The organism is Pseudomonas sp. 2835, from assembly GCF_050435905.1.
In the GTDB taxonomy this organism is placed as follows: Bacteria; Pseudomonadota; Gammaproteobacteria; order Pseudomonadales; family Pseudomonadaceae; genus Aquipseudomonas.
Window position 1 is genome coordinate 383,582 of the sequence record NZ_JBNDLE010000003.1, and the last position, 18,325, is coordinate 401,906.

General features: G+C 57.7%; 23 protein-coding genes. 5 read left to right on the forward strand and 18 right to left on the reverse strand.

Going from position 1 to position 18,325, the window contains the following annotated elements; all coding sequences use genetic code 11:
• Positions 1-11 precede the first annotated feature (11 nt).
• Complete coding sequence (locus tag ABIE20_RS05940; protein ID WP_429503574.1) at positions 12-887, forward strand: EamA family transporter; 876 nt, start codon at positions 12-14, stop codon at positions 885-887.
• On the opposite strand, the gene ABIE20_RS05945 is transcribed toward ABIE20_RS05940, so the two are convergent.
• Positions 884-1,486, reverse strand: coding sequence for a hypothetical protein (locus ABIE20_RS05945; RefSeq protein ID WP_429503576.1), 603 nt, complete (start codon positions 1,484-1,486; stop codon positions 884-886). The two genes, ABIE20_RS05940 and ABIE20_RS05945, sit on opposite strands and share 4 nt — an antisense overlap.
• A 466-nt stretch (positions 1,487-1,952) precedes the next feature.
• On the opposite strand from ABIE20_RS05945, the gene ABIE20_RS05950 reads away from it, so the two are divergent.
• The 3 genes from ABIE20_RS05950 (at position 1,953) to ABIE20_RS05960 (ending at position 2,980) form a co-directional block, all read left to right on the forward strand.
• Positions 1,953-2,180, forward strand: coding sequence for a hypothetical protein (locus ABIE20_RS05950; RefSeq protein WP_045197124.1), 228 nt, complete (start codon positions 1,953-1,955; stop codon positions 2,178-2,180).
• A 65-nt stretch (positions 2,181-2,245) separates the two neighbouring features.
• A complete protein-coding gene (locus tag ABIE20_RS05955; RefSeq protein WP_429503578.1) occupies positions 2,246-2,548 on the forward strand; it encodes a DUF3077 domain-containing protein in 303 nt (100 codons plus the stop codon).
• 63 nt (positions 2,549-2,611) lie between these two features.
• Entirely contained in the window at positions 2,612-2,980 is a 369-nt protein-coding gene (locus ABIE20_RS05960) for a YcgJ family protein (RefSeq protein ID WP_429503580.1), read from the forward strand.
• Positions 2,981-3,046: 66 nt separating this feature from the next.
• Here ABIE20_RS05960 and ABIE20_RS05965 read toward each other — a convergent pair whose 3' ends face one another.
• From ABIE20_RS05965 to ABIE20_RS05990, 6 genes are all read right to left on the reverse strand, one after another.
• Positions 3,047-3,568 carry a hypothetical protein gene (locus tag ABIE20_RS05965; RefSeq protein ID WP_429503582.1) on the reverse strand — a complete coding sequence of 174 codons (522 nt, stop codon included), beginning with the start codon at positions 3,566-3,568 and terminating at the stop codon, positions 3,047-3,049.
• 535 nt (positions 3,569-4,103) lie between these two features.
• Entirely contained in the window at positions 4,104-4,820 is a 717-nt protein-coding gene (locus ABIE20_RS05970) for a DUF4339 domain-containing protein (protein ID WP_429503583.1), read from the reverse strand.
• Positions 4,821-5,296: 476 nt separating this feature from the next.
• Positions 5,297-5,683 (reverse strand): hypothetical protein, encoded by a 387-nt coding sequence (locus tag ABIE20_RS05975; protein WP_429503585.1) that lies wholly within the window; start codon positions 5,681-5,683, stop codon positions 5,297-5,299.
• Between the two features lie 333 nt (positions 5,684-6,016).
• Positions 6,017-6,595, reverse strand: coding sequence for a hypothetical protein (locus ABIE20_RS05980; protein ID WP_429503587.1), 579 nt, complete (start codon positions 6,593-6,595; stop codon positions 6,017-6,019).
• Between the two features lie 984 nt (positions 6,596-7,579).
• Positions 7,580-8,458 carry a competence protein CoiA gene (locus tag ABIE20_RS05985; RefSeq protein WP_429503589.1) on the reverse strand — a complete coding sequence of 293 codons (879 nt, stop codon included), beginning with the start codon at positions 8,456-8,458 and terminating at the stop codon, positions 7,580-7,582.
• Positions 8,459-8,747: 289 nt separating this feature from the next.
• Positions 8,748-9,272, reverse strand: coding sequence for a hypothetical protein (locus tag ABIE20_RS05990; RefSeq protein ID WP_429503591.1), 525 nt, complete (start codon positions 9,270-9,272; stop codon positions 8,748-8,750).
• A 686-nt stretch (positions 9,273-9,958) separates the two neighbouring features.
• Here ABIE20_RS05990 and ABIE20_RS05995 point away from each other — a divergent pair.
• A complete protein-coding gene (locus ABIE20_RS05995; protein ID WP_429503592.1) occupies positions 9,959-10,735 on the forward strand; it encodes a hypothetical protein in 777 nt (258 codons plus the stop codon).
• 262 nt (positions 10,736-10,997) lie between these two features.
• Here the strand turns inward: ABIE20_RS05995 and ABIE20_RS06000 are convergent, their stop codons facing one another.
• The 11 genes from ABIE20_RS06000 to ABIE20_RS06050 form a co-directional block, all read right to left on the reverse strand.
• Complete coding sequence (locus ABIE20_RS06000) at positions 10,998-11,351, reverse strand: hypothetical protein (protein ID WP_429503594.1); 354 nt, start codon at positions 11,349-11,351, stop codon at positions 10,998-11,000.
• Positions 11,352-11,411: 60 nt separating this feature from the next.
• Complete coding sequence (locus ABIE20_RS06005; protein WP_429503596.1) at positions 11,412-11,873, reverse strand: hypothetical protein; 462 nt, start codon at positions 11,871-11,873, stop codon at positions 11,412-11,414.
• The gene (locus ABIE20_RS06010) at positions 11,870-12,475 is read right to left on the reverse strand and encodes a tail assembly protein (protein WP_429503598.1); all 606 of its coding nucleotides are present in this window, start codon (positions 12,473-12,475) and stop codon (positions 11,870-11,872) included. Before ABIE20_RS06010 ends, ABIE20_RS06005 begins: the two co-directional genes overlap by 4 nt.
• Positions 12,475-12,825: a hypothetical protein gene (locus tag ABIE20_RS06015; protein ID WP_429503600.1), complete on the reverse strand. Its 351-nt coding sequence runs from the start codon at positions 12,823-12,825 to the stop codon at positions 12,475-12,477. The genes ABIE20_RS06010 and ABIE20_RS06015 overlap by 1 nt, the downstream gene beginning before the upstream one ends.
• 140 nt (positions 12,826-12,965) lie before the next feature.
• On the reverse strand, positions 12,966-13,907 hold the full coding sequence (locus tag ABIE20_RS06020) for a hypothetical protein (protein WP_429503602.1): 942 nt from the start codon (positions 13,905-13,907) through the stop codon (positions 12,966-12,968).
• 3 nt (positions 13,908-13,910) lie between these two features.
• The gene (locus ABIE20_RS06025) at positions 13,911-14,510 is read right to left on the reverse strand and encodes a hypothetical protein (protein WP_429503604.1); all 600 of its coding nucleotides are present in this window, start codon (positions 14,508-14,510) and stop codon (positions 13,911-13,913) included.
• Complete coding sequence (locus tag ABIE20_RS06030; protein ID WP_429503606.1) at positions 14,507-14,806, reverse strand: hypothetical protein; 300 nt, start codon at positions 14,804-14,806, stop codon at positions 14,507-14,509. The genes ABIE20_RS06025 and ABIE20_RS06030 overlap by 4 nt, the downstream gene beginning before the upstream one ends.
• 334 nt (positions 14,807-15,140) lie before the next feature.
• Entirely contained in the window at positions 15,141-16,940 is a 1,800-nt protein-coding gene (locus ABIE20_RS06035) for a DUF927 domain-containing protein (RefSeq protein WP_429503608.1), read from the reverse strand.
• Positions 16,927-17,817 (reverse strand): toprim domain-containing protein, encoded by an 891-nt coding sequence (locus ABIE20_RS06040; protein WP_429503610.1) that lies wholly within the window; start codon positions 17,815-17,817, stop codon positions 16,927-16,929. The genes ABIE20_RS06035 and ABIE20_RS06040 overlap by 14 nt, the downstream gene beginning before the upstream one ends.
• Positions 17,814-18,041, reverse strand: coding sequence for a hypothetical protein (locus ABIE20_RS06045; protein ID WP_429503611.1), 228 nt, complete (start codon positions 18,039-18,041; stop codon positions 17,814-17,816). Before ABIE20_RS06045 ends, ABIE20_RS06040 begins: the two co-directional genes overlap by 4 nt.
• Positions 18,034-18,324 (reverse strand): hypothetical protein, encoded by a 291-nt coding sequence (locus ABIE20_RS06050; RefSeq protein WP_429503613.1) that lies wholly within the window; start codon positions 18,322-18,324, stop codon positions 18,034-18,036. Before ABIE20_RS06050 ends, ABIE20_RS06045 begins: the two co-directional genes overlap by 8 nt.
• Position 18,325: the final 1 nt, after the last annotated feature.

The following is an 18,325-nucleotide window of genomic DNA, read 5'->3' on the forward strand; positions in this document are numbered from 1 at the left end:
ATAACAACACCATGCAACCAAAACACCTGCTGCTCGCCGTGCTGGTGACGGCCGTCTGGGGCCTGAACTTCCCCATAAGCAAACTGGCCCTGGCCGAGATCGACCCGCTGCTGCTCACCGCTCTGCGCTTCAGCCTCGCCGCCCTGCCCTGGGTATTCTTCATCAAACGCCCGCCCGTGGCCCTGGGTTGGTTGGCCGCCTACGGCTTGATCTTCGGCGTGGCGATGTGGGCGCTGATCAACCTGGGCATCAGCCTGGGCGTGCCACCCGGCACCGCTGCCCTGCTCATCCAGTTCAGTGCCTTCTTCACCTTGGGTTGGGGCGTGCTGCTGTTTCGCGAAGGCATGAGCCTTGGCCAGTGCGTTGGCGTGCTACTCGCAGCCCTCGGCTTGCTCTGCATTATCGCCAGCAGCCCCGGCCAGGCGACGACCGCAGGCTACAGCGTATTGCTGGTCAGCGCCTTCAGCTGGAGCGTTGGCAACGTCATCATCAAACGCTCGAAAGTGCGTGAGATGTTTGCCTTTGTGGTGTGGGCCAGCCTCTTCCCGCCGATCCCCTTGCTGCTGCTCACCTGGCTCAACCATGGCAGCGCGCCGTTCACCGCCCTGGCCAGCCACCTTGAGGGCGTCGCGCTGCTTTCGCTGTTGTTCCAGGTCTACGCGGCGACGCACTTCTGCTACTGGGGCTGGAACCTGTTGCTGCGCGAATACCCGGTTTCAACCGTTGCGCCGCTGTCGTTGCTGATCCCGATATTCGGCATCGCCGGCTCCATCGTCATGCTCGACCACCACATCGACCGCAACGAAGGCATCGCCATTGCCCTGATTCTGGCGGCCCTTGCAGCGGGGCTAATCAAAACCCGCCCGCTGCTGCGCCGTGCAAGCTAGAACCAACCGCGATCATCCTCCAGCTCCTGGCGACAGGCCTTGAGCTGGGCGCCATAGACCCGCGACTGCGCCTCCACCTTGCGCGCCACCTGCATCAGCCACGGCTTGCTGCGATAAGTCCCACGACTAAAACCTCCGCGCCCTTCGTGATAAGCCAGGTACTGGTTGTAGGTATCCCACTTGGAAATCCCCAACTGGCGCTGGGTGCCGGCGGTGTACCAGCCGATGAACATCACCGCGTCATCAAGGTTATCCCGCGAGCCGCCATTGCCGGTGCCGGATTTGTACTCACCCCAGACCGGGTCCTGGGCCTGTGCATAACCATAGGCCGAACTCACCCGCCCCCACGGGATTACCCACAGCAAGTAGTCGCGGGGCGGCAGCGCATCGGAAACGAAACTGCTTTCCTGCTTCATGATCGCCATCGCCACATGTTGCGGCGTGCCGAACTGCTGCTGCATCTTCAGCGAATCTTCGTACCAGTCCGGGTACTGGCGGTAGATATTGCACAGATTGTTCTGATCCCTCGGCGGCGCCGTGGCGCAGCCCGACAAGACCGCAACCATCAACATCAGCGCCCACACTCGCCCTTGTTTCATCCATCGCCCCAGCAGAAAAAGAGGGCTCTCGTTGCCCTTCGTATAAAACGCAGCGCCTGAACAGGCCAGGTTGCGGTGACCTCCTATGATGGCTTGGGTGATGGCAGGGTCACCAGAGTGGGGCGTGGATTTGTAACGAATAGTCGCGAGAACGGTACGTTAACGGCGGAAATCTTCAGAATTTCCTGATTCCATGTAGTCCATTTCCCAATCATACTTTTGCCGCTTTCAAAGCATTGCAGTGGTCCCGGGAGGACACTAGTCTCGGTCGGTCGTTGGCAATTCCAGCGACCGGTTTTGACAGGCCGACTACACCGTGGACATGTGCAAGCCTTTATGGCGATTGTACGTGGGGCACCTTCGTGTGCGCCGAGTTCTCCGGTGTTCGGTCTGTCAACCCGCGTACAGTTGCCACCCATTTGTTTGACAGCAGATTCGTGGCGGCTCCATTCACCGGGGAGACACCATGTTAAAAATCGTCCCAGATCCTCCGCATCATCCCAACCAATCCCTTGAAGACCTTCTCGTCCAGACGTCTGGATATTTGGTCCGCGCGCTGACTATTGCTCAGCAGACCGTGCTGCTCCATCCCAGGCCGCCTGAGCAAGTACTGACCTTGGCCACCATGCATGAGATTGAACACGCCCGAAGCTTGATTGAAGTGGCTTTGAGCAAGGTTCAGTTGAAGCACTGAGTTTAATTTCAGAAGAGCGCCAGTGTTGCTTAGGCAATGCTGGCTGCGTGCTTTGGGAGGTATGGATGAGCGAAGATCGTGCTTCAGTTCTGAAAACGATAGGCGTGGGCACCTTCGGCGAAGGCCCGAGCGGGAAGACCACCGAACGACTGTTTCGGGTTGAGCCGGGGCACAGTGCGAGTTATGTGCTGGAACAAGCGGCTTTGTTGATGGGCTGCGTGAGCAAGCTGGCTCATCACGTGATGATTGAAGAAGATGAAGCGATGACTTGTGCGGCTCATTTTCTCAGTGGGATGGCGAAGGCATTGATCGAGGATTTGGCGACGGCAAATGAATCGCCTGGTCTCGCAGAAACCTCTTTGCCTTAACATGGTCTGCTAACCTGCTGCGCCGTGGCTTGCGTAAATCTGAAACCCACAGAATGAAGTCCAATGAGTATGAATAAATCACCGCTTCTGTTTACTTTGGCACTGCTGCTGGCCGTGGGCGTGATGCCCGCACAGGCCAAACAGCGAGCCGCACTGAAAACGCCTGCATCGGGCGTGCTCTGCGACCGTTACGTGTGCGCCAATGACAAAGGCATCTCCCGCGAGCTAACGGAAAAGTACCTAGGCAAGAAGGCAGCGACGACCGACGTCTTCACATCGAGTGACGTTGACTTGACCGAGTTCACCTTCGCTAACGGGATTTTCTGCGACGTGAAAGAGCGGCTATGTCGTGAAGACCGCTACTACGGTGCGGACGGGAAGCGATCCGGAGCCGTCTCCAAAAAATACACCAAGGCGCTGTTTGGCGAATGAGCAAAAGGTGGCGGGCGAGGTTGAGCAAGTTTGGTTATCCTCGCCAACACCGCCTCCCTGTTGCACTCAGTCCTCCGCTGTTCCCTTCCTCAAGCAAGCGCCGGCCTTCCCGAGTTCGAAAAATCTTCTCAAATTATCTAAAACATCGTACTCGGTTACTTTCTCGTCCCGCACCATTATGGCCTTTTGTTTAGTCAGCCATAGATGGTTTTCCTTGTTTTTATTTGGCACTACAGAAATTTCGAAGCTCATCTTTGAGCTCTCTGGCATGGCGCCGGGCACCCTGGCGTGAGTGAAGCTGAACGTGAGTTCATTGTCTTTGCTTGGCGAGGCGTTTTGCACGCTAGTAATGGGCATTTCGGCTTTTGCAACTGATGGGAGCTTGGCGGAGTACGACACGCTTCCATTGTGTGCCTGCTTGGTTATTTCTAAAAAATAATTCTCGTTGTCTTCCGCACTTGCCGGAATCGTGCAGTTTTCACCTTCAGTTATGAAGTATGTGCCCTCGAACTCATAAGAGGGTGCTTTCTCGCAGGCTGCGAGGAACAGTGACGCCACGCCAACTAAAGCTAATTTCCATTTCTTCACACTGACACTCCATGATTCCATGACCTCGATTATCCGCAAAACTCATCGTTGGTACCACCTGAATGTCCCTAACTAGTCCTCGGACCAGCAGATAGGCAACAAGACATCAGGTGAAGCCAGAAACAACAAAGTCTGCACAATGCGGGATTTGTTGGGTTTGCGAAAAGCCCAGCAGAGGTTAAGGAATCTATTGCTCAAATTCCTCAAGAACACGCGAGCTTGCTGTTAGGTCACCGAGTGTTGATCGTAGACAAGGTTAATCTTAGAATTCAACCTGCCGAAAAGTCAGAAATTAAAGCGTTTCCCAGAATCGGAGCAGTTCTTGAGGTACTGGAGGATTAGGAGGTATGGATACGGGTTTCCGTTGATGTTTCAGGTGAAATCCTCAAAGGCTGGATTGCGCGGCGCTATACCGTCCCAACAGAAATTCCGATGCAACAGTAGAGGTGGGAAAGCCCCCCCCCCCCGCATTAACCTGTCTGGAACCCGAAAAGCCCGGCACTGCAACCGGGCTTTTCTTCAACTGCTGCTCAGCTTACTGCTGAGGGACTCGCACGAAGATATTCTCACCTTTCTTTTCGATGGTGATGTCGATCTCGTTTCCGTTATCCAGCAGCGCAGTGGCTCGATAGAAGCCTGACTTGGGCTCATCATCGATGGTTACGGCCACGCAGGACGAGGACTGGTAAAACTGCTTATGGATGATCTCAGTGACCAGCGGGCACGCCGCTTCCTCAACTGCCGATTCACCACCGGCTGCCGCCAGGAGCAGGGAGACCACGAAAGCTGCTACCCATGCATAAAAATAGTTTTTGTTCTGACCCAGAAGGTTCGCACGCTTCCACAGGTACACCGGAATGAGGAATACCCACCAGGTTGTGGGTGCAGAACGGCCGGCAGCTTTCAGTCGTTTTTCATCTGCAACGCAGAGGCCGACGTTGAGGATCAAAAACACCCACCACAAGCTGATGCCAGAGATGAATTCGATGGCACCACCCACCAGTTGAATCCCTACCAAGCCCCAGACAAAGCGGTTGTCTACTTCACTGGCCGCAAGTGGAGGTGGCCCTACAGGGCGATCGATACTGCTAGCAAGATCCGTTTCTTTCAGGGAGACCCACTCCCCCGCTCCTGCCCATACCTTCGTTTCAGCATGAATAGCGCTCGACGCTACGAACTCTCTCATTTGCTCGACAGTGAACGGCCCCTGACGTGATCCATTCAGTGCGTAATACCAAGATCCTTCAGACATCCCTCATCTCCTACGCCTCAATTAACCATCAACCAAAAGATGGCTATAAGACACTATCGGCATTAGATCCAAAGGCTTGAGAGGGGGTCTGCCTCTCATACTGCTTGCGGCGCTTTCGAAATTAAATTGATGGTGCGATCACTCGGTTTGGCCGTGCGGCATTTGAGATCACTGAGCGGAGTGGCTAAACGTGGCATAGGGGTACGTTCTCCATTCAGGAAAGACGCTGTACCCCAAAAATACCCCCGGTTATTGGGGATTTTGTTGGTTCCCGACGGAGGGTCGTGGAAATGGAAAACCGGCCAGAAGGCCGGTTTAGAGGGCTTCCAAAGCATTCAGCGGAACGCAGTGGAGCTGGATGTGGTGCGGAGACAGGAGTCGAACAACACGTCTTTAGACCAATAAAATCAACACACCACACCAGAAACCATCGGTTCCATATACCTAAACGTATACCTAAACGAGAAAGTACCCCTTCACTGGATGTCCACATCACGCCGGTCGATCAATCCGTGACGCGAGATAGCAATCTCAAATCGCTTGAAAAACCCAAAGAACTCACTCAACGGCATCTCAAGCTTGATTTCAAGAACCTTCAGTGGCACGCCAGAATCAACTGCCTGCTGCAGATTATCGTACTCCCAAGACCTCGCAACGTACGCAGACACATACACCGGGTCGTTTTGATACTGGCCATGGACCTCTCCCGACCACAATTTGACTCCGACTACATAATCATCGTTTTGGATCAGCCCCTTCTTGCGTAGGTACTCTCCAATAGAGCTTGTGTCATGGTCGTCCGCTGCAGCAGTCCCGACCGAATCATTGTACTGCACGCTTGCGTGAAAATTCTCCTGCGTCATGGGGACACCTCCTTGGAATGAACGGCCCATGAGAATGGTCGAGCACAGAATTTATCGCAAGTATTGGACGGTCCATGTTGTAGCAATCTGACCGCGCTACGAAACCAGAGCTCACCGTTTTGTGGCGCACGCGGACACTATCCGGATAGCAAGTGATTACTTACCCGGAAATAACGGATGCCCCCTCCAAGTACATACCCTGATCGGCGGGATTTGAAGCCGGCCAAGCTGCAGGCCGGGTGAACGAGTCGCTGACACCCAACGGTAAACTCTGTCCAGGAGACAGAATTGAAAGGGCGCGGCACTCCACGATCCCCATGGCCCGAACCTGACTCACGAATAGAGGGGGTTGCGCAGCGCTCGCAGTAAGTCGATAGCGTCGCCAGGACAGGCGGAAACCGAATAGTCCAAAGGACCAGCACCGCAGGCTTCACCCACGAGATCGGTATACCGAAATAGGCTGGCAAAGAACCGCCTTACTTCAGCCGCCTCATGTTCGCCGAGAGGGTTCCCGTCCTGCACAGCCTGCCAATCCAAGTGCGAAATGAGCCTGTTCCGCGCCAGCTTGATCAAAGCTCGATAGCCTTCGAACTCTCCCGCTAGATCTATCAGGTCTTGCGTAAGCAGCCCTAGGGCATTGAGGTCCTTGTTCAAGTTGGCCACAGTCAAGTTTTGTCGACTTCCACTCTCGGCGGGATCAGTGATTTTGCAGATCTGCAGGAGTATGTGTTCGACGATGATCCGATTCAGGTCATGGAAAAATGCCGGGGCTACCCGAATCAAGACGGCATCTGTGGCCTCCCCTCCCTCATAAAGAGTTCTGTAGAGGTTGTAACAATTGGTAATCCAAATGCACTCCTCCCGGAAGTGGTCAAACTTTTCCCTGAGCCGGGCTAGGTCCTGGTTTTCCACGAGTTAAGAGCTCCTCATCGGTGGGGTGGTATGGCGGATGGCGTACCTGTTCCAGACTGCCGTCAGGTCTGTTCACTGAGCCAAAATCCGTTCACGCAACGAAAACCGGTGCTTCGGTCCGTCAGGTTCTAACTGCCGCGGCGTCCCTTGACGAGCACGTCCGAAAACTCTTGACGGCGACAGCTCTCACTGGCCCACCAGGCTAAACGCCAGCCCTTGTACAGCAAGGCTTACAGCCGATCATGCTCAAGCGCCAGCGGTCCAATCCGTCAAGAAGGGTCAAGAATTTCCGTCAAGAATGGTCAAGGGTAGGTCAAGGCTGGGCGCCATTCTGGACGGTCATTCAGCTCATACTCAACGACACCAACCTGCAGGCCCCACCCTACGCGCTCCACAGCTCACTTGGCCACCTTCTGGCGCCCTGAATCCGTCCAGAGCCTGTCCAGAATAAGCACTCGAAAATGTTTGACGAGGTGAGGCGCGTCGGGACCACTGTTTGGGTCGCCGCCCAGACCAGTCGTGCGCTTGAGCACCGCATGCTCGTGGCAACTCGTCTAATTCTGTCTAGTACCTGTCAAACATTCGCTGTTGATTTTTGACGACCCCAAGCTGACGAAGGCGCCAAACCAGGTTGAATGCTCGATGGCGCCGGCCCTCGGCGCAATTCCTCCCACCTGTTGCTGGCGCCGATCCGTCCAAAGCTGTCCAAAATCCGTCTTAGGCCTGTCTGGGGTATGAGCTGCCCAGGGCATCTACTTTGACGGCCTCCAGCACGGGGAAGACCTCAGACGCCCGGCCACAGAGGCTGCTGGTATCTTCCTGGCCCGTGATCCGTCAGAGCGTGGTCAAAGTAGCGCCCAGCACCACCAGAATGTAAGACTGCGCCGACCGCCAGTTTTACCGGCGCAGCCTGGCGCAAGGCCTCAGACGCCCAGGCCATGCGGCGTCCGTCTCATGCCTGTCTCACATTTCGTCAAAGCATGGTCAAAGTGAAGCAGGCGTCATCCAATCAGCGTACTGCTCGACCGACACTCTCTTTCCTGAGATGTCGGGCTCCTTGCCGTCTAGCAATGATCGGATAAGCGCCTTTTTCGATACACGCCGAACACAGAAGAACTTCTCGACGCCGTAATGACATGCGGCCCACATGGTTTCGTGTCCAAAATCGAATATGACCGTGCGTTTTGCCCTTTTCCAAACTTCCCGTGGTTTAAGCCAAAGACAGAGGTGATGCCCTACGTAATTTTCCACCACAAGGTCGCCCAGGCTTTGCCCGGAGTGAACCTGGTAGGTGGGACTACCATCTGGAAAAACGTCGGACTTACGAAAGAACATTAAGCTATGACCATCTCCCCGAATGGCTATGTTGGATTGCCTCCAGCTTGGGACGGGCTGAAAAAATGTCAGGTCAGCTACGAATTCAGCTTCTGGGTCAGGAAGCGAGTCAAATATGTAGATTTGATTGCGAAACTTCTCTGCATTTACTATCCACACCATCCGATCACCATAGAAAGTCTCCCTACTTTCCATTTCCTCGATGCTCATTGGTGAATTCTGTAATTCGATTACGGTGCCATCAGGCCGCTTCACGTCCGCAATATGCTTCTCGCCAGTATTGTCAGAGGCGACCACCTCCTGCCACTCGAACGGAAACAGTGCTTTCCATGCGCGATGCCATGGGCCTTCGTTCTCCATCCAAGGGTCGCAATGCCGTCTACCTGCGTGAGCCCAGTGCCAACGAACGATGGGGCCACACTTCGCTTGCGCTGGCTTTCCGCACAATGGGCATTCGCCTTTAAGCCCTGGTGCTGGCTGAGCCCGAGCCCCATTTACGAGCGCTACTTCCATGGATGGCATTACCATTTCCTGTTTGATTAATCTGCCGTTCGAATGTAGCTGAGTTAGACACCCTTGACCTGTTGCATGGCTTCTTTCGCAATTGGATCAGCCCCAGAGTTCGCACTAGCCTAACGTAAGTGGTTGCGAACCTCAGTGCTAACTTGTCCTGTACGCACGCCAAAATGCGCACCAGCGGTGCGTACCGCCACAGCTTTCGCGCACTGCGCCTGCGTGAAGATCGTGCGTGAAGTGCTGCGTGAAACAGCCAGTCCCCTGTCACACGCGTTGTTACAGCTTGCCTTGTGATCTATGGTCAGATTGCTGGCGCTTTCGGCTTGACCGGAACAACCCTTGGGGGATTTTGCTGTTGAATTTCTGCGGCTTTTTTAAAGGCAACAGCACAAATGGTTTGGGCTATGCTTGAAGCGATATTTCCTGCGTCAAATAAAAAATCAAACTGATTTAACGCTGCACCTTGAACATCCGTCATAACCAGTGATCCTCTCTCATTCACGCATTCTTGCGCCGTAACATAAAATTGAATAGCACTGACTTGGCCGTTACTTTGATCAAGAATTCGCCCTAAGGCTACAGCTACAAAGCCCCCTCCTTTGTCTTGGTCAAAGCGAAAAGATCCCTTTTTCAGTTGAAAGGACATCTCGTTGCTGCCTCCGAAATCAATCCATTGGCCGTGATCAATTATTTGCTGTGATGGGGCTGGTTGTGGATTCGTCTTCTCCTGTGACTGAGGTGCTTGCTGACCGACCTCCTGTGGAGGTAGCTGGATGCATCCCACCATGAGTGCTGCTATTGAGGAGATCAGAGCAGCGTTGCGCATACAGCCTCCATACGAATGCGTGTGCAAGGGCGAAAAGATGGTCGCCAATGACCAATCTTTACCTTATTGGAGAAAAGCGTAGCAGTCGGGATCGAGTTAACAATTGTCAAGGTTCGGCGCTGGCACGGGGTGTACTGGTGATGGCCAGTGACCATGCCCAGGCTGGTTACCGCTTTGCTCAGGCTGCTGGTCGCCAGCTCAGCGAGACAGACGACATGATTCGAGTGAGACGTTTTGGTCTGTCTCGCGCTCTGTTTCCGCCCACGAGCCTAACCTCCCATTGTGGTAGACCAGGTTCGCGCCATGGTGGTTGCGAACTTCTGTGCGAACCCAGGGTGCGAACCTCCCCAGTACGCACGCCAGAATACGTACCAGCGGTGCGCACCGGGCCGCGGACCACTACAGGGTTGGCGCACTGCGCCTGCGTGATGATCGTGCGTGAAGCGCTGCGGGAACCAGGCCCGGCCCTGCCTGCTGAAGCTAACCATTTCGTGGATACCAAGGTGGATACCGGACGATCCAGTCAGCGCCAGCGACTTGTCAAAACTTGACATCGGCGCAGCGCAGGAACCTGACAAAATCTGACAAGTTTCAAATTCTCCAACTGCGACTATCATTGCGCCTTCAAGTGGGCGGCCTGAATCGTCGACAATTCTAAATATCTCTAGATCGCAAGGAGCCGTCCGATGGGATTTTTTTTCGAACCATACCAAGCTGACCGCTGCTGTCTGTGTGGCTCCTCTGAATCTCTCACGGGTGAACACAAGGTAAAAGCTTCTGCTTTACGAAAGATCTTTGGGAAAGACGCCATGGTTATCGGCAGCTTTGATGGTGCTAGTAATCCTCGTAGTGCTCAGGGACCTAAGTCCCGCGCCTTTCACTTCTCAGCACGCATGTGCGCCTCGTGTAATAGTTCTCATACCCAAGGTCCCGATCACGAGTTTGATCGGTTTCATGCCTCGGTGTCAGAAATGCTTTCGCAAGGCAAAACCCCAGAGCTAGTTTTCAGCTCGCCGGAATATGAGATTGGTTCAGCGCCGTATCTCGATATATTCCGCTACTTTGCCAAGCTTCTGTGTTGTCACGTGGCGGAGTCTTGCGGTCCACGACCACTAGAATTAAGCAAGTTCGCGATAGGGAAAACAGATCGCAATCTGGTGCTTCTGAACATTGATGTAGACCCAACGTATGAAAACTTTCTGGATAGCTTCGGAGAGCACCAGTTTGCTGGGCACGGTGGGCTGATGGTGTGTGCTGATTCAAAATCCAGCCTTCCCACAAGCTTCCGAAGTTCACTAAGCCTTGGAGCGGTTCGCTATAAGTTTTGGGTTCAGTACGACGCGACCGTTCAAGCGGAACTCCAACGTTTCCATCCTGATTTTTGGGGGAAATGCGAGGTGGCATATCGTGAAGCAATAGATGTTCCATTATCAGACAATGATCGACGTCGCTTAGGAATTTAGCCTAGCTGGCTGAGGTTTAGGGGGCTGGCCAGTCCCTCACCCGATTAACAAATGTCAAGGTTGGCCCTGGCGCAGGTGTGACGTTGGATCGCCTCCCTGTGACCATGCCGGACTGGTTACCAGGTGTGGTTACAGCAGGTAACCACCTCGTTTCACAACCTGGGCGCCAGCTCAGCGAGACAGACGATATGGCCCGAGTGAGACGTTTTGGTCTGTCTCGCGCCACAAACTTGTGAGATCGCGTTTCGTGGCGCGGAATCGGTCACAGGCAGCTCTTTGTCGATTCCAGCGACGTCGCCTTCCCAGCCCCAAAATCAAGATACGAGCGCTGATAGAACTTCACATCGCTCCCGCTGGCTGATTTGCTGACCTGAAGTATTTCGTTGGTGTTCATATCGTTGCCGCTCAGCAATCTGTAGCCGTTCTCAGTCTCGCTTAAGGTCGCATCCGGCCTCGCTTCCTGCCATTGTGGGAAAACACACAAGGCATATTGCTTTGGAGACTTCTTGGTCTGAGCAGCATAGGTGGGCCCCTTCTGGATCAGCTCGCCGGGCGAGTAGCACCCGGCGATTGAAAGGGTAGCGACTGCGATTAGTGAGAGACTGGTACAGCGCATGAGTCGGTCATCCATTACGAAGAAAACTGGAAACCTACCATGCACCTGAGCAAAGCCCAATCAGTGGCGTCGTTCCCCCAGCACCTCGCCACTGGCCGCGATGGCGAACGTTTGCCGCCAGTGACCCACCAAGTCCGCTTTTGGCTTTGGAGACAACCCGATCAGATAGGTCACGGCAGGATGATGGCCGCCCATTGTTCCAAGCAGATCGTCAGTACACACGTTGAAGTCACCGCAGAATTCGGTAAAGGCCTGATTTGCCGCGGCAACTTGCTCGAGGCACTCGGTGGCCCCTTCAGCGTTATCCCGTGTAGCCGTACTAGCGAAGTTCAGTGCTAGCCCGCGCATATCGCATTCGAACAGTTGAGCTACACGACACAGCATCCTTGTCGTATTCAGATATTCCAGGCTTGTGACCTCCACCTGTTCGGTGGGGCAACTGTCCATCAGTTGACGGACCAGGACTAAATCCTTTTCAGCGATGGCCTTGATAGTAAGGCTGATCCGATCGCGCATGTTCACATCTGGTCCTCCGCGTAAATCCCGGCGCTGATTATTGCCCCACCCCATCGACGGTGACCGATGCAGATCGGTACCGGGTTGCCACTGGCGGTGGTGTTCTTGGCGCTGCCGAAGGCGTAGGACGGGGTGTTCTCTGGCGCAGCGCTTGTCTTGAGCCCAGCCAATTGTGGGCTGAGCATTTGGATAACGCCGCCTGCGGTATTTGCGATACCTGCCCCCATTACCGCAGCCGCCGCGGTTCCAGCGGTCATGAAAGAGGCTACGACAATCAGCGCCACACCAATGACAGTCTGCAAAACGCCTGCACGCTTACTCCCACGGACCACTGGGATAATCCTGATCTCGCGACAACCGCCCAGGCCGAACTCTTCTTCGCCAACATTCCTGCCGTTTCGGAAGACCGCGAAGTCCAGCCCCTTCGATCGCGCATCCGCGAGGTCTTTCAAGAAGCCAGGGTGATTAACATCTATCGCTCTCATTGCTTCACGGGTGTCGCCATGGTCGGAAAGAAGGTACGGGTGCTCCCTTCCATATTTCCTCCCGAGAAAGCCGCCAAGCTTGATGATGGTTCGCGGAGTGTATTCGATTGCCAATGCGGCCATTAGAAAGCCTCCTGAGCTGGGTTAATGGGAGATGGAACATTGAGCCGGCAAGCCAGAAGAGAGCGCGACATGCGAGCCTGGTCGCGGATCAGTTGCTCCCGCTTCGGATCTGGATTCCATGTCGCGCAGTGGCAGACGGAATAGGCCCTAGCACCGCGGAATGTGCCGCGGAGCAAATCAGCAGAAATTCGGGCTTCGTCCTCGGTGAAGAAGGGACCGTCGATTTCGACGTGCTTACCATCCCGGACATAGCGCACATCCCACACGTCGTAACCGCTGATGGCCTTCGAATTGTCGGCGAAGTCGGTGGTCTTGCAGGCCTCTGTGAATCGCTCTTGGAACGTGGTCATAGATCGGTTTCTCCTTGGTATTGATCGTTCATGGATCTCTCTCTCGCATGGGCGCCACTGGCGCTGGTCATGGGCTGGTGCCCGGTGGTGTTGCTCTATGTCGCGCCACGTTTTCGCGCAGTTGCGTTTCGTGGCGCGGGCTATCCAATCAAGTTGCAAAGAATTGCCTCAGACTCCGCCATGCCGTCGCGCTGGCTGGCGATCAGATAGCGGAACACCGTCAGCGCCTCGGCTTTGTCTCGGGGCCGGATCTGCGCCAGCAGGCCGAACACAAACCAGTCCCGTGCTGTTGCTTCGGGCGGCCCGTCGCTGGCGTCCCGATCCGCGGCGTGGCGCAGGCGGTAGAGCTGATCCCAGTAGCCCAGCTCGTAAAGGCAATCCGCGAGGGTGTGCGGCAGCAGTTCAGGGTGGGCGCTGAACCTGGCGGCTACCTGGCCCTTATCGAAGTCACCGAATTGGCCGGCAGCCTCCAGCCCGCGCAGCGCCTCGATGCAGAACGTTTCCCCAGCGGTGTCGGCCAGCAGGTCGTCACCGAAGCGGGCGGCGCCTTCCAGCCGAAGCGAGTGCTGCCCAATGGCCCGGCTGGCCAGCGCCTCGAGGTCAGCGAAGCCGAACGACGACATGGCGGCGAACAGATGGCCGGGGTTGGTGGCCACCAGGTAGTCGCGGTACCGCTTCTCCAATACATCGAGCGGCGTCCTAATCTTCTTGGCGCCCTCCATGGCCCGGTCAATCAGAGCTGTCTGGCCGGTACTGATGATCGAGCGCAGCCAGAGCACCGCATCTACCTCCTTATCCCCGGTAACGACCTCCTGCGGCGGCAGCTCGGGCACGCTCGGTAGGGTCTCGGTGCTGGCGCTGATAGGCGGCAGGGTGAACATGGCGCGGTGCTGCTCGTTGTCGCGGAATGCCCCGGAACGTGAAACCAGGGTCTTCACCGTTCCCAGCGGCAGGCCAGTCGCTTCGGCCACTTCGCGCAGCGAGTGACGGCGGCGCAACTCCAGCACCAGGTGCCGCTGCTCATCTGAAACCCGTTGTTTCGTCTTGGCGGCTGAATCCGCCTGTTTCATTGGCGTGGTCATGGTTCACACCACGCTCAGATTGGGTGGCAGCTTCGGCCCGAACGGTGCCCCGGGTGCGAAGGGATCGGGCAGCAGATGCTTGGGGCACTCCCTGATGAAGTCCGCCATCGCCGCATGGCACGCGTTGAACAGCGGCGCGTCATTCCACTCTTGCCCCCGGCGTTCTGCGCTGTCCTCCAGCGCATGGGCGAACACCATGTCTTCCAGGCTGGTGAGGCCCTCCCGCCTGGCCTGCTCGCGCTCAACGGTGTTAACGCTCAGCAGGTCGCACATACGCTCGAACCCCAGGGCACCGGCCAACCCGTCATGGTCGAACAGCAGTGATTGGCCGAACCCGGCCAGCGCGGCCATGGCCTTGCTGCGTTCGTCCTCTCGGTGCACTTGAGCCTGCTGCTCCAGATCGGCAATGGCCTGGCGGGTGAAAGGCAAGAACGCTTTCAGCTTGCCTGCTTGGCGGCGCATGGCACGTCGCTCATCGCGGACCGAATCGAGGTTGCGGTTGATGTTGCGGCAGATGCGCCGGGTGGTGATGAGCTGTGTGCTGGCGCTGGCCCCTGCCTTCAGGGCGATGTCGCACAGGCGCATGGTCTGTGTGGGCTTCATGGGTGGGCCTCCATGGGCGTGTTGTCGTAGGCGGTGCGCAGCTCGGCACCGGTCAGGCAATGGCGACCACCAGGTGCATAGCAGCCCCGGCAGGTCATAACGTGATTGATGTACCGGTCACGGGCCTGGCGCCACTCGGGAGTGGCATTGGCGGCGTTGAGGTACGGGCTCGGCAATTGCGCGGGCGCAACCAGCACAAGGCTCGGGCGATCCTGGGCGCGTTTCGCCACGGATGATTTGCCAGCGCCAGCAACGTTCGGCGGCATGTGATTAAGCAGGTCGGCAAGGAGGCTCATGGCGTCACCTCTTCCTGATTTCCATAACGCCCAAATGTGTCTGTGAAAAAAATCGGGGGGAACGGGGGAACGCGGGGAACGCCTAGGGTTTCCAGGGCCTCCAGCGGGGGTACGTGTTCCCCACCCGAAAAACTGGGGAACAGTGATAACCAAACGTCAGGAACAGCACCGGCGCTTATATTCAAAAACATGTTTGTGTTCCCCCTGTTCCCCAACACTTCAATAAGGGGGAACGGCTACAGCCCCCGGATTTACGCTGTTCCCCCGTTCCCCCTGTTCCCCACGTTTTTAGGTTCCTGTGGATTCGGGCATTGGCGTTGGGTGGTGACGGCGGTCATAGTCCACCGCCTTCGCTGTCCATGGCGTCGGGGTCGATCACATACAGGCGGGCAGACCCACCAGCAGGCAGGCGGTATTTCTTGGTCCTGCGGCTGTCTCTGTCGGTGTCGTGTTTGGCGATTGCGCCAGCACCCTCCAGGGCCTTCACGACACGCGCCAATCCGTGCCCATGGGCTGCCTCGGTCAGCGCGGACTTGTTGAACAGGTACAGCCGCTTGGTGCCGATCACTTCCCAGTACCCGGCACGGTTGAACACCTTGGCGTCTGGCGTTTGGTCTTCTACGTCCGAAAACCGGCTGCTGCCGTGCTTGTCGATGAAGTCGAGGATGCCCGCCAGTATCTGGCGATCCTCGGCATTGCCCCCGCCCACCCGGCTCAGCCACTCGCCGTACAGCAACTGGCAGTCGGCCAGAGCGGTGCCCGGCATCCAGGGCAGCAATCCATAGGCAATGGCCATTTCGCCCGCCAGCGCGATCACCGCGAAACGATCCGCCACCCGCCCGGCCTGGGCGTTGTCCTCGACGAACTGGGCGCGGATACCGGCAAAGTCCTCGAGCAGTCCGGGGCGGTCATCGCTGGCCAGCAACTTATCCACGAATGCCGGCCCGATATGGCCGTGGTTCGCTCCCACGGCCACAGTGAGCTGGCGGTGGAAGTCGGCACCCTCCAGGCCGTGCAATTCATCGAAGGCCCGGTGCGTGCGGGTACCGGCGTTCACGTCCACCATGCGCAACTCAGCACCAGCATGGGCGGCATTACCGCTGATGGCCGCGTGCTCGGATAGGGAGCGCTCGCCGCTTGAAAGCGCCAGCAGGCGCCAGCTCAGTTTCCCGCGGGCTTCCCGGTCACGGGTCATGGTGCCCTTGCCCTGGCCGTTGGCGAGCGAGTAGGCCATTTCCTGTACGCGCTTGGGGTCGGCCCGCTTGATCTCATCCAGGGGTAGCATTGTGTCGTTGCGGCTCGATGCCTCAATCTCCAGCCCGCCCTTGGTCATATCCCATGACGCGGCGAATATGCCCGGGTCGCCCCATACCGATGAGCCGATCAACTGAGCCAGCGACTTGCCGCTGGAGCTATCACCCACCAGGTGAACACCGCCACCCAACACGCCCACCAGGCTCAGCAGCGGGCCAGCGAGGGCGCAGCCGATAGCCAGGGTCAGCACCGGGTTGCCCTCGCACTTGGCCGCCACTTCGACCTTCCAGCCGTCCAGGCTCCCGCGCACGCTGAATAGGTTTTGGCCCTTGGCACTGGCCTGATAGCGCACCTTGTCGCTGCCAATGGTGCGTCCAGGCAGCACAAAGGCGCCCGACTCATGCCAGCCGGGGCGGCAGGTGGTGGCGAACACCTCTGCAGGGCGCTGGTCCAGCAGGTACTCCATGAACTGGCCGCGCTTCTTCAGGGCGATGATGACGCCCATACCAAACAGCGTCCGCCTGGCGTCCTCACCGCTACCGCCGAACACCTCCATAGGAATGATCCACTCCTTGGGGCCGCTGTCGGTGAGCAGGCGCAGAAACCGGCCCTCGCTGCCGTCGTCGCTGTTAGTGGTGCGAGCGGCGACGGTCACGGGCGTGGCGATCCACTCATCAGTGATCGGGCGGTCGGCCTTGTCGTCGTCGCCGTCATCGTCGGCGGCGCTGCGCTTGAAGCCGTGCCAGTACACACCAGGTTTGAGCCTGCGGCCTTTCTCATTGGTCACCCAGTGCTCATACACGCCCCAGCACGGACGATCAGGCTCGACCTTGGGCGCCTCTGGGCGCAGGTTGATAACGTTGGTTTCAGGCGGGCGCATGGCGGCACCTCCAGGCAGCGAGGTCGTTGAAGTCGGAAAGGGTCAGCGGCGCATCGGCTGGCCACTCGGGGAAGGTCACCAGGCCGCCACACGCGGCAGCGGCTTCATGGGCGGCTGTGTGCCCAGGGTTGCCCTTGCCTTCGGCTTCGGTCTGGCGGTCGTCATCGCCGGCGACGATGATTTCGGTACCGGGGTAGTCGGCCCGTAGCGCCAGCGCCACCGGTTTCAGATTCCCGGCGTTCATCGCGCAGGCGACCGTGTAACCGCTTGCGTGAAGCGTGGCCCCCGTAGCCCAGCCTTCGCAGATGCACAGCGGCTTGCCCGGTGTGATGCGACCCAATGGCGAATAGGCGCCCTTGATCCGCCCGCCATACAGGAAGCGCTTGTCGCCGTCCGCGGCGATCCGCTGCAGGTTCACCAGCACGCCCCCGGCATACAGAGGAATTAGCAGGTCGTCACCACGCTGGCGCAGGCCGTGGGCGCGAATGCCCTTGGTGACCAGGTAAGGGTGACCAGGATCAGCACGGCGAGCGTCACGCCACCAGCGTTGCGCAAGGCCCGCGGCTTTGAGCTGGCGCCGCTGCCGTTCGGCTTCCCGCTGGCGCTGGGCCTGCTCGATGCGCTGGCGCACCTGCTGGGCTTCGCGGGCATCCACCGGCTCACGGCTACACCAGGTGCTGGTCCCGCCCGTCTTCCAGCTCCCGAACGCACCCGAGGCGATGCCATCGGCAAATAGGCAGTACCAGCCGTTTAGGGTGCCGGGCTTGTCGCCGGGGACGTGGAAGCGGTGAATGTCGCCATCGCCCAGGGGCAGCCAGTCGAGCGCCCCATAGACCGACTGGAGCGCGTCACGGAAAAGGATCGTGGCGTCGGTCATGCGGCCCCCTGCGGCGGTGTGAAGCGCTGGGCCAGCCGTTCCAGTTGGTTGGTCAGGCGCTCCAGCTTAGGGCAGTGACGGCCCGCATCACCCTCGGCAAGGCGCAGCTCCAGGAAGCCCACCAGGGTTTCCACCAACAGCGCATAGCTGGCGCTGTCGATGTGAGCGCCAGCAGTAGGTGGGCCACCGGCACCCTTGCGACGAATAGGCGTGACCTTACTCATGGCTCAAGCCCTCCCGATCAGCGCCAGCGAAAGCCCGGCAGACCTGGCCATTGTTCACCGCGTGCCAGTAGGTCAGTTCGTCCAGCGAATCGACGAGGCAAGCCGTCACCATGGCGTCAGCGCTACGCAAAACTACGCGCCCGCACTCGGCGTCGGCCTGGCTCAAGAACGGCCCCAGCAAGGCCCGCTTGGCCTTCGGATGGCCCACATAAAACAGCTCGGTGGCTTTCTTCGGGCAAGCCGACCCCGTCAGCGCAGCGAGGCGCTGTTGAAAACTGGTCATG

Coding starts and splice junctions, on each gene's coding strand:
- ABIE20_RS05985 (WP_429503589.1), bottom strand. CDS start 8,458: ATGGTAATGCCATCCATGGAAGTAGCGCTCGTAAATGGGGCTCGGGCT.
- ABIE20_RS05970 (WP_429503583.1), bottom strand. CDS start 4,820: ATGTCTGAAGGATCTTGGTATTACGCACTGAATGGATCACGTCAGGGG.
- ABIE20_RS06030 (WP_429503606.1), bottom strand. CDS start 14,806: ATGAGCCTCCTTGCCGACCTGCTTAATCACATGCCGCCGAACGTTGCT.
- ABIE20_RS06020 (WP_429503602.1), bottom strand. CDS start 13,907: ATGACCACGCCAATGAAACAGGCGGATTCAGCCGCCAAGACGAAACAA.
- ABIE20_RS06000 (WP_429503594.1), bottom strand. CDS start 11,351: ATGCGCTGTACCAGTCTCTCACTAATCGCAGTCGCTACCCTTTCAATC.
- ABIE20_RS05940 (WP_429503574.1), top strand. CDS start 12: ATGCAACCAAAACACCTGCTGCTCGCCGTGCTGGTGACGGCCGTCTGG.
- ABIE20_RS05960 (WP_429503580.1), top strand. CDS start 2,612: ATGAGTATGAATAAATCACCGCTTCTGTTTACTTTGGCACTGCTGCTG.
- ABIE20_RS06045 (WP_429503611.1), bottom strand. CDS start 18,041: ATGAGTAAGGTCACGCCTATTCGTCGCAAGGGTGCCGGTGGCCCACCT.
- ABIE20_RS06035 (WP_429503608.1), bottom strand. CDS start 16,940: ATGCGCCCGCCTGAAACCAACGTTATCAACCTGCGCCCAGAGGCGCCC.
- ABIE20_RS05945 (WP_429503576.1), bottom strand. CDS start 1,486: ATGAAACAAGGGCGAGTGTGGGCGCTGATGTTGATGGTTGCGGTCTTG.
- ABIE20_RS06010 (WP_429503598.1), bottom strand. CDS start 12,475: ATGGCCGCATTGGCAATCGAATACACTCCGCGAACCATCATCAAGCTT.
- ABIE20_RS06050 (WP_429503613.1), bottom strand. CDS start 18,324: ATGACCAGTTTTCAACAGCGCCTCGCTGCGCTGACGGGGTCGGCTTGC.
- ABIE20_RS05975 (WP_429503585.1), bottom strand. CDS start 5,683: ATGACGCAGGAGAATTTTCACGCAAGCGTGCAGTACAATGATTCGGTC.
- ABIE20_RS05955 (WP_429503578.1), top strand. CDS start 2,246: ATGAGCGAAGATCGTGCTTCAGTTCTGAAAACGATAGGCGTGGGCACC.
- ABIE20_RS06015 (WP_429503600.1), bottom strand. CDS start 12,825: ATGACCACGTTCCAAGAGCGATTCACAGAGGCCTGCAAGACCACCGAC.
- ABIE20_RS06040 (WP_429503610.1), bottom strand. CDS start 17,817: ATGACCGACGCCACGATCCTTTTCCGTGACGCGCTCCAGTCGGTCTAT.
- ABIE20_RS05950 (WP_045197124.1), top strand. CDS start 1,953: ATGTTAAAAATCGTCCCAGATCCTCCGCATCATCCCAACCAATCCCTT.
- ABIE20_RS06025 (WP_429503604.1), bottom strand. CDS start 14,510: ATGAAGCCCACACAGACCATGCGCCTGTGCGACATCGCCCTGAAGGCA.
- ABIE20_RS05995 (WP_429503592.1), top strand. CDS start 9,959: ATGGGATTTTTTTTCGAACCATACCAAGCTGACCGCTGCTGTCTGTGT.
- ABIE20_RS05990 (WP_429503591.1), bottom strand. CDS start 9,272: ATGCGCAACGCTGCTCTGATCTCCTCAATAGCAGCACTCATGGTGGGA.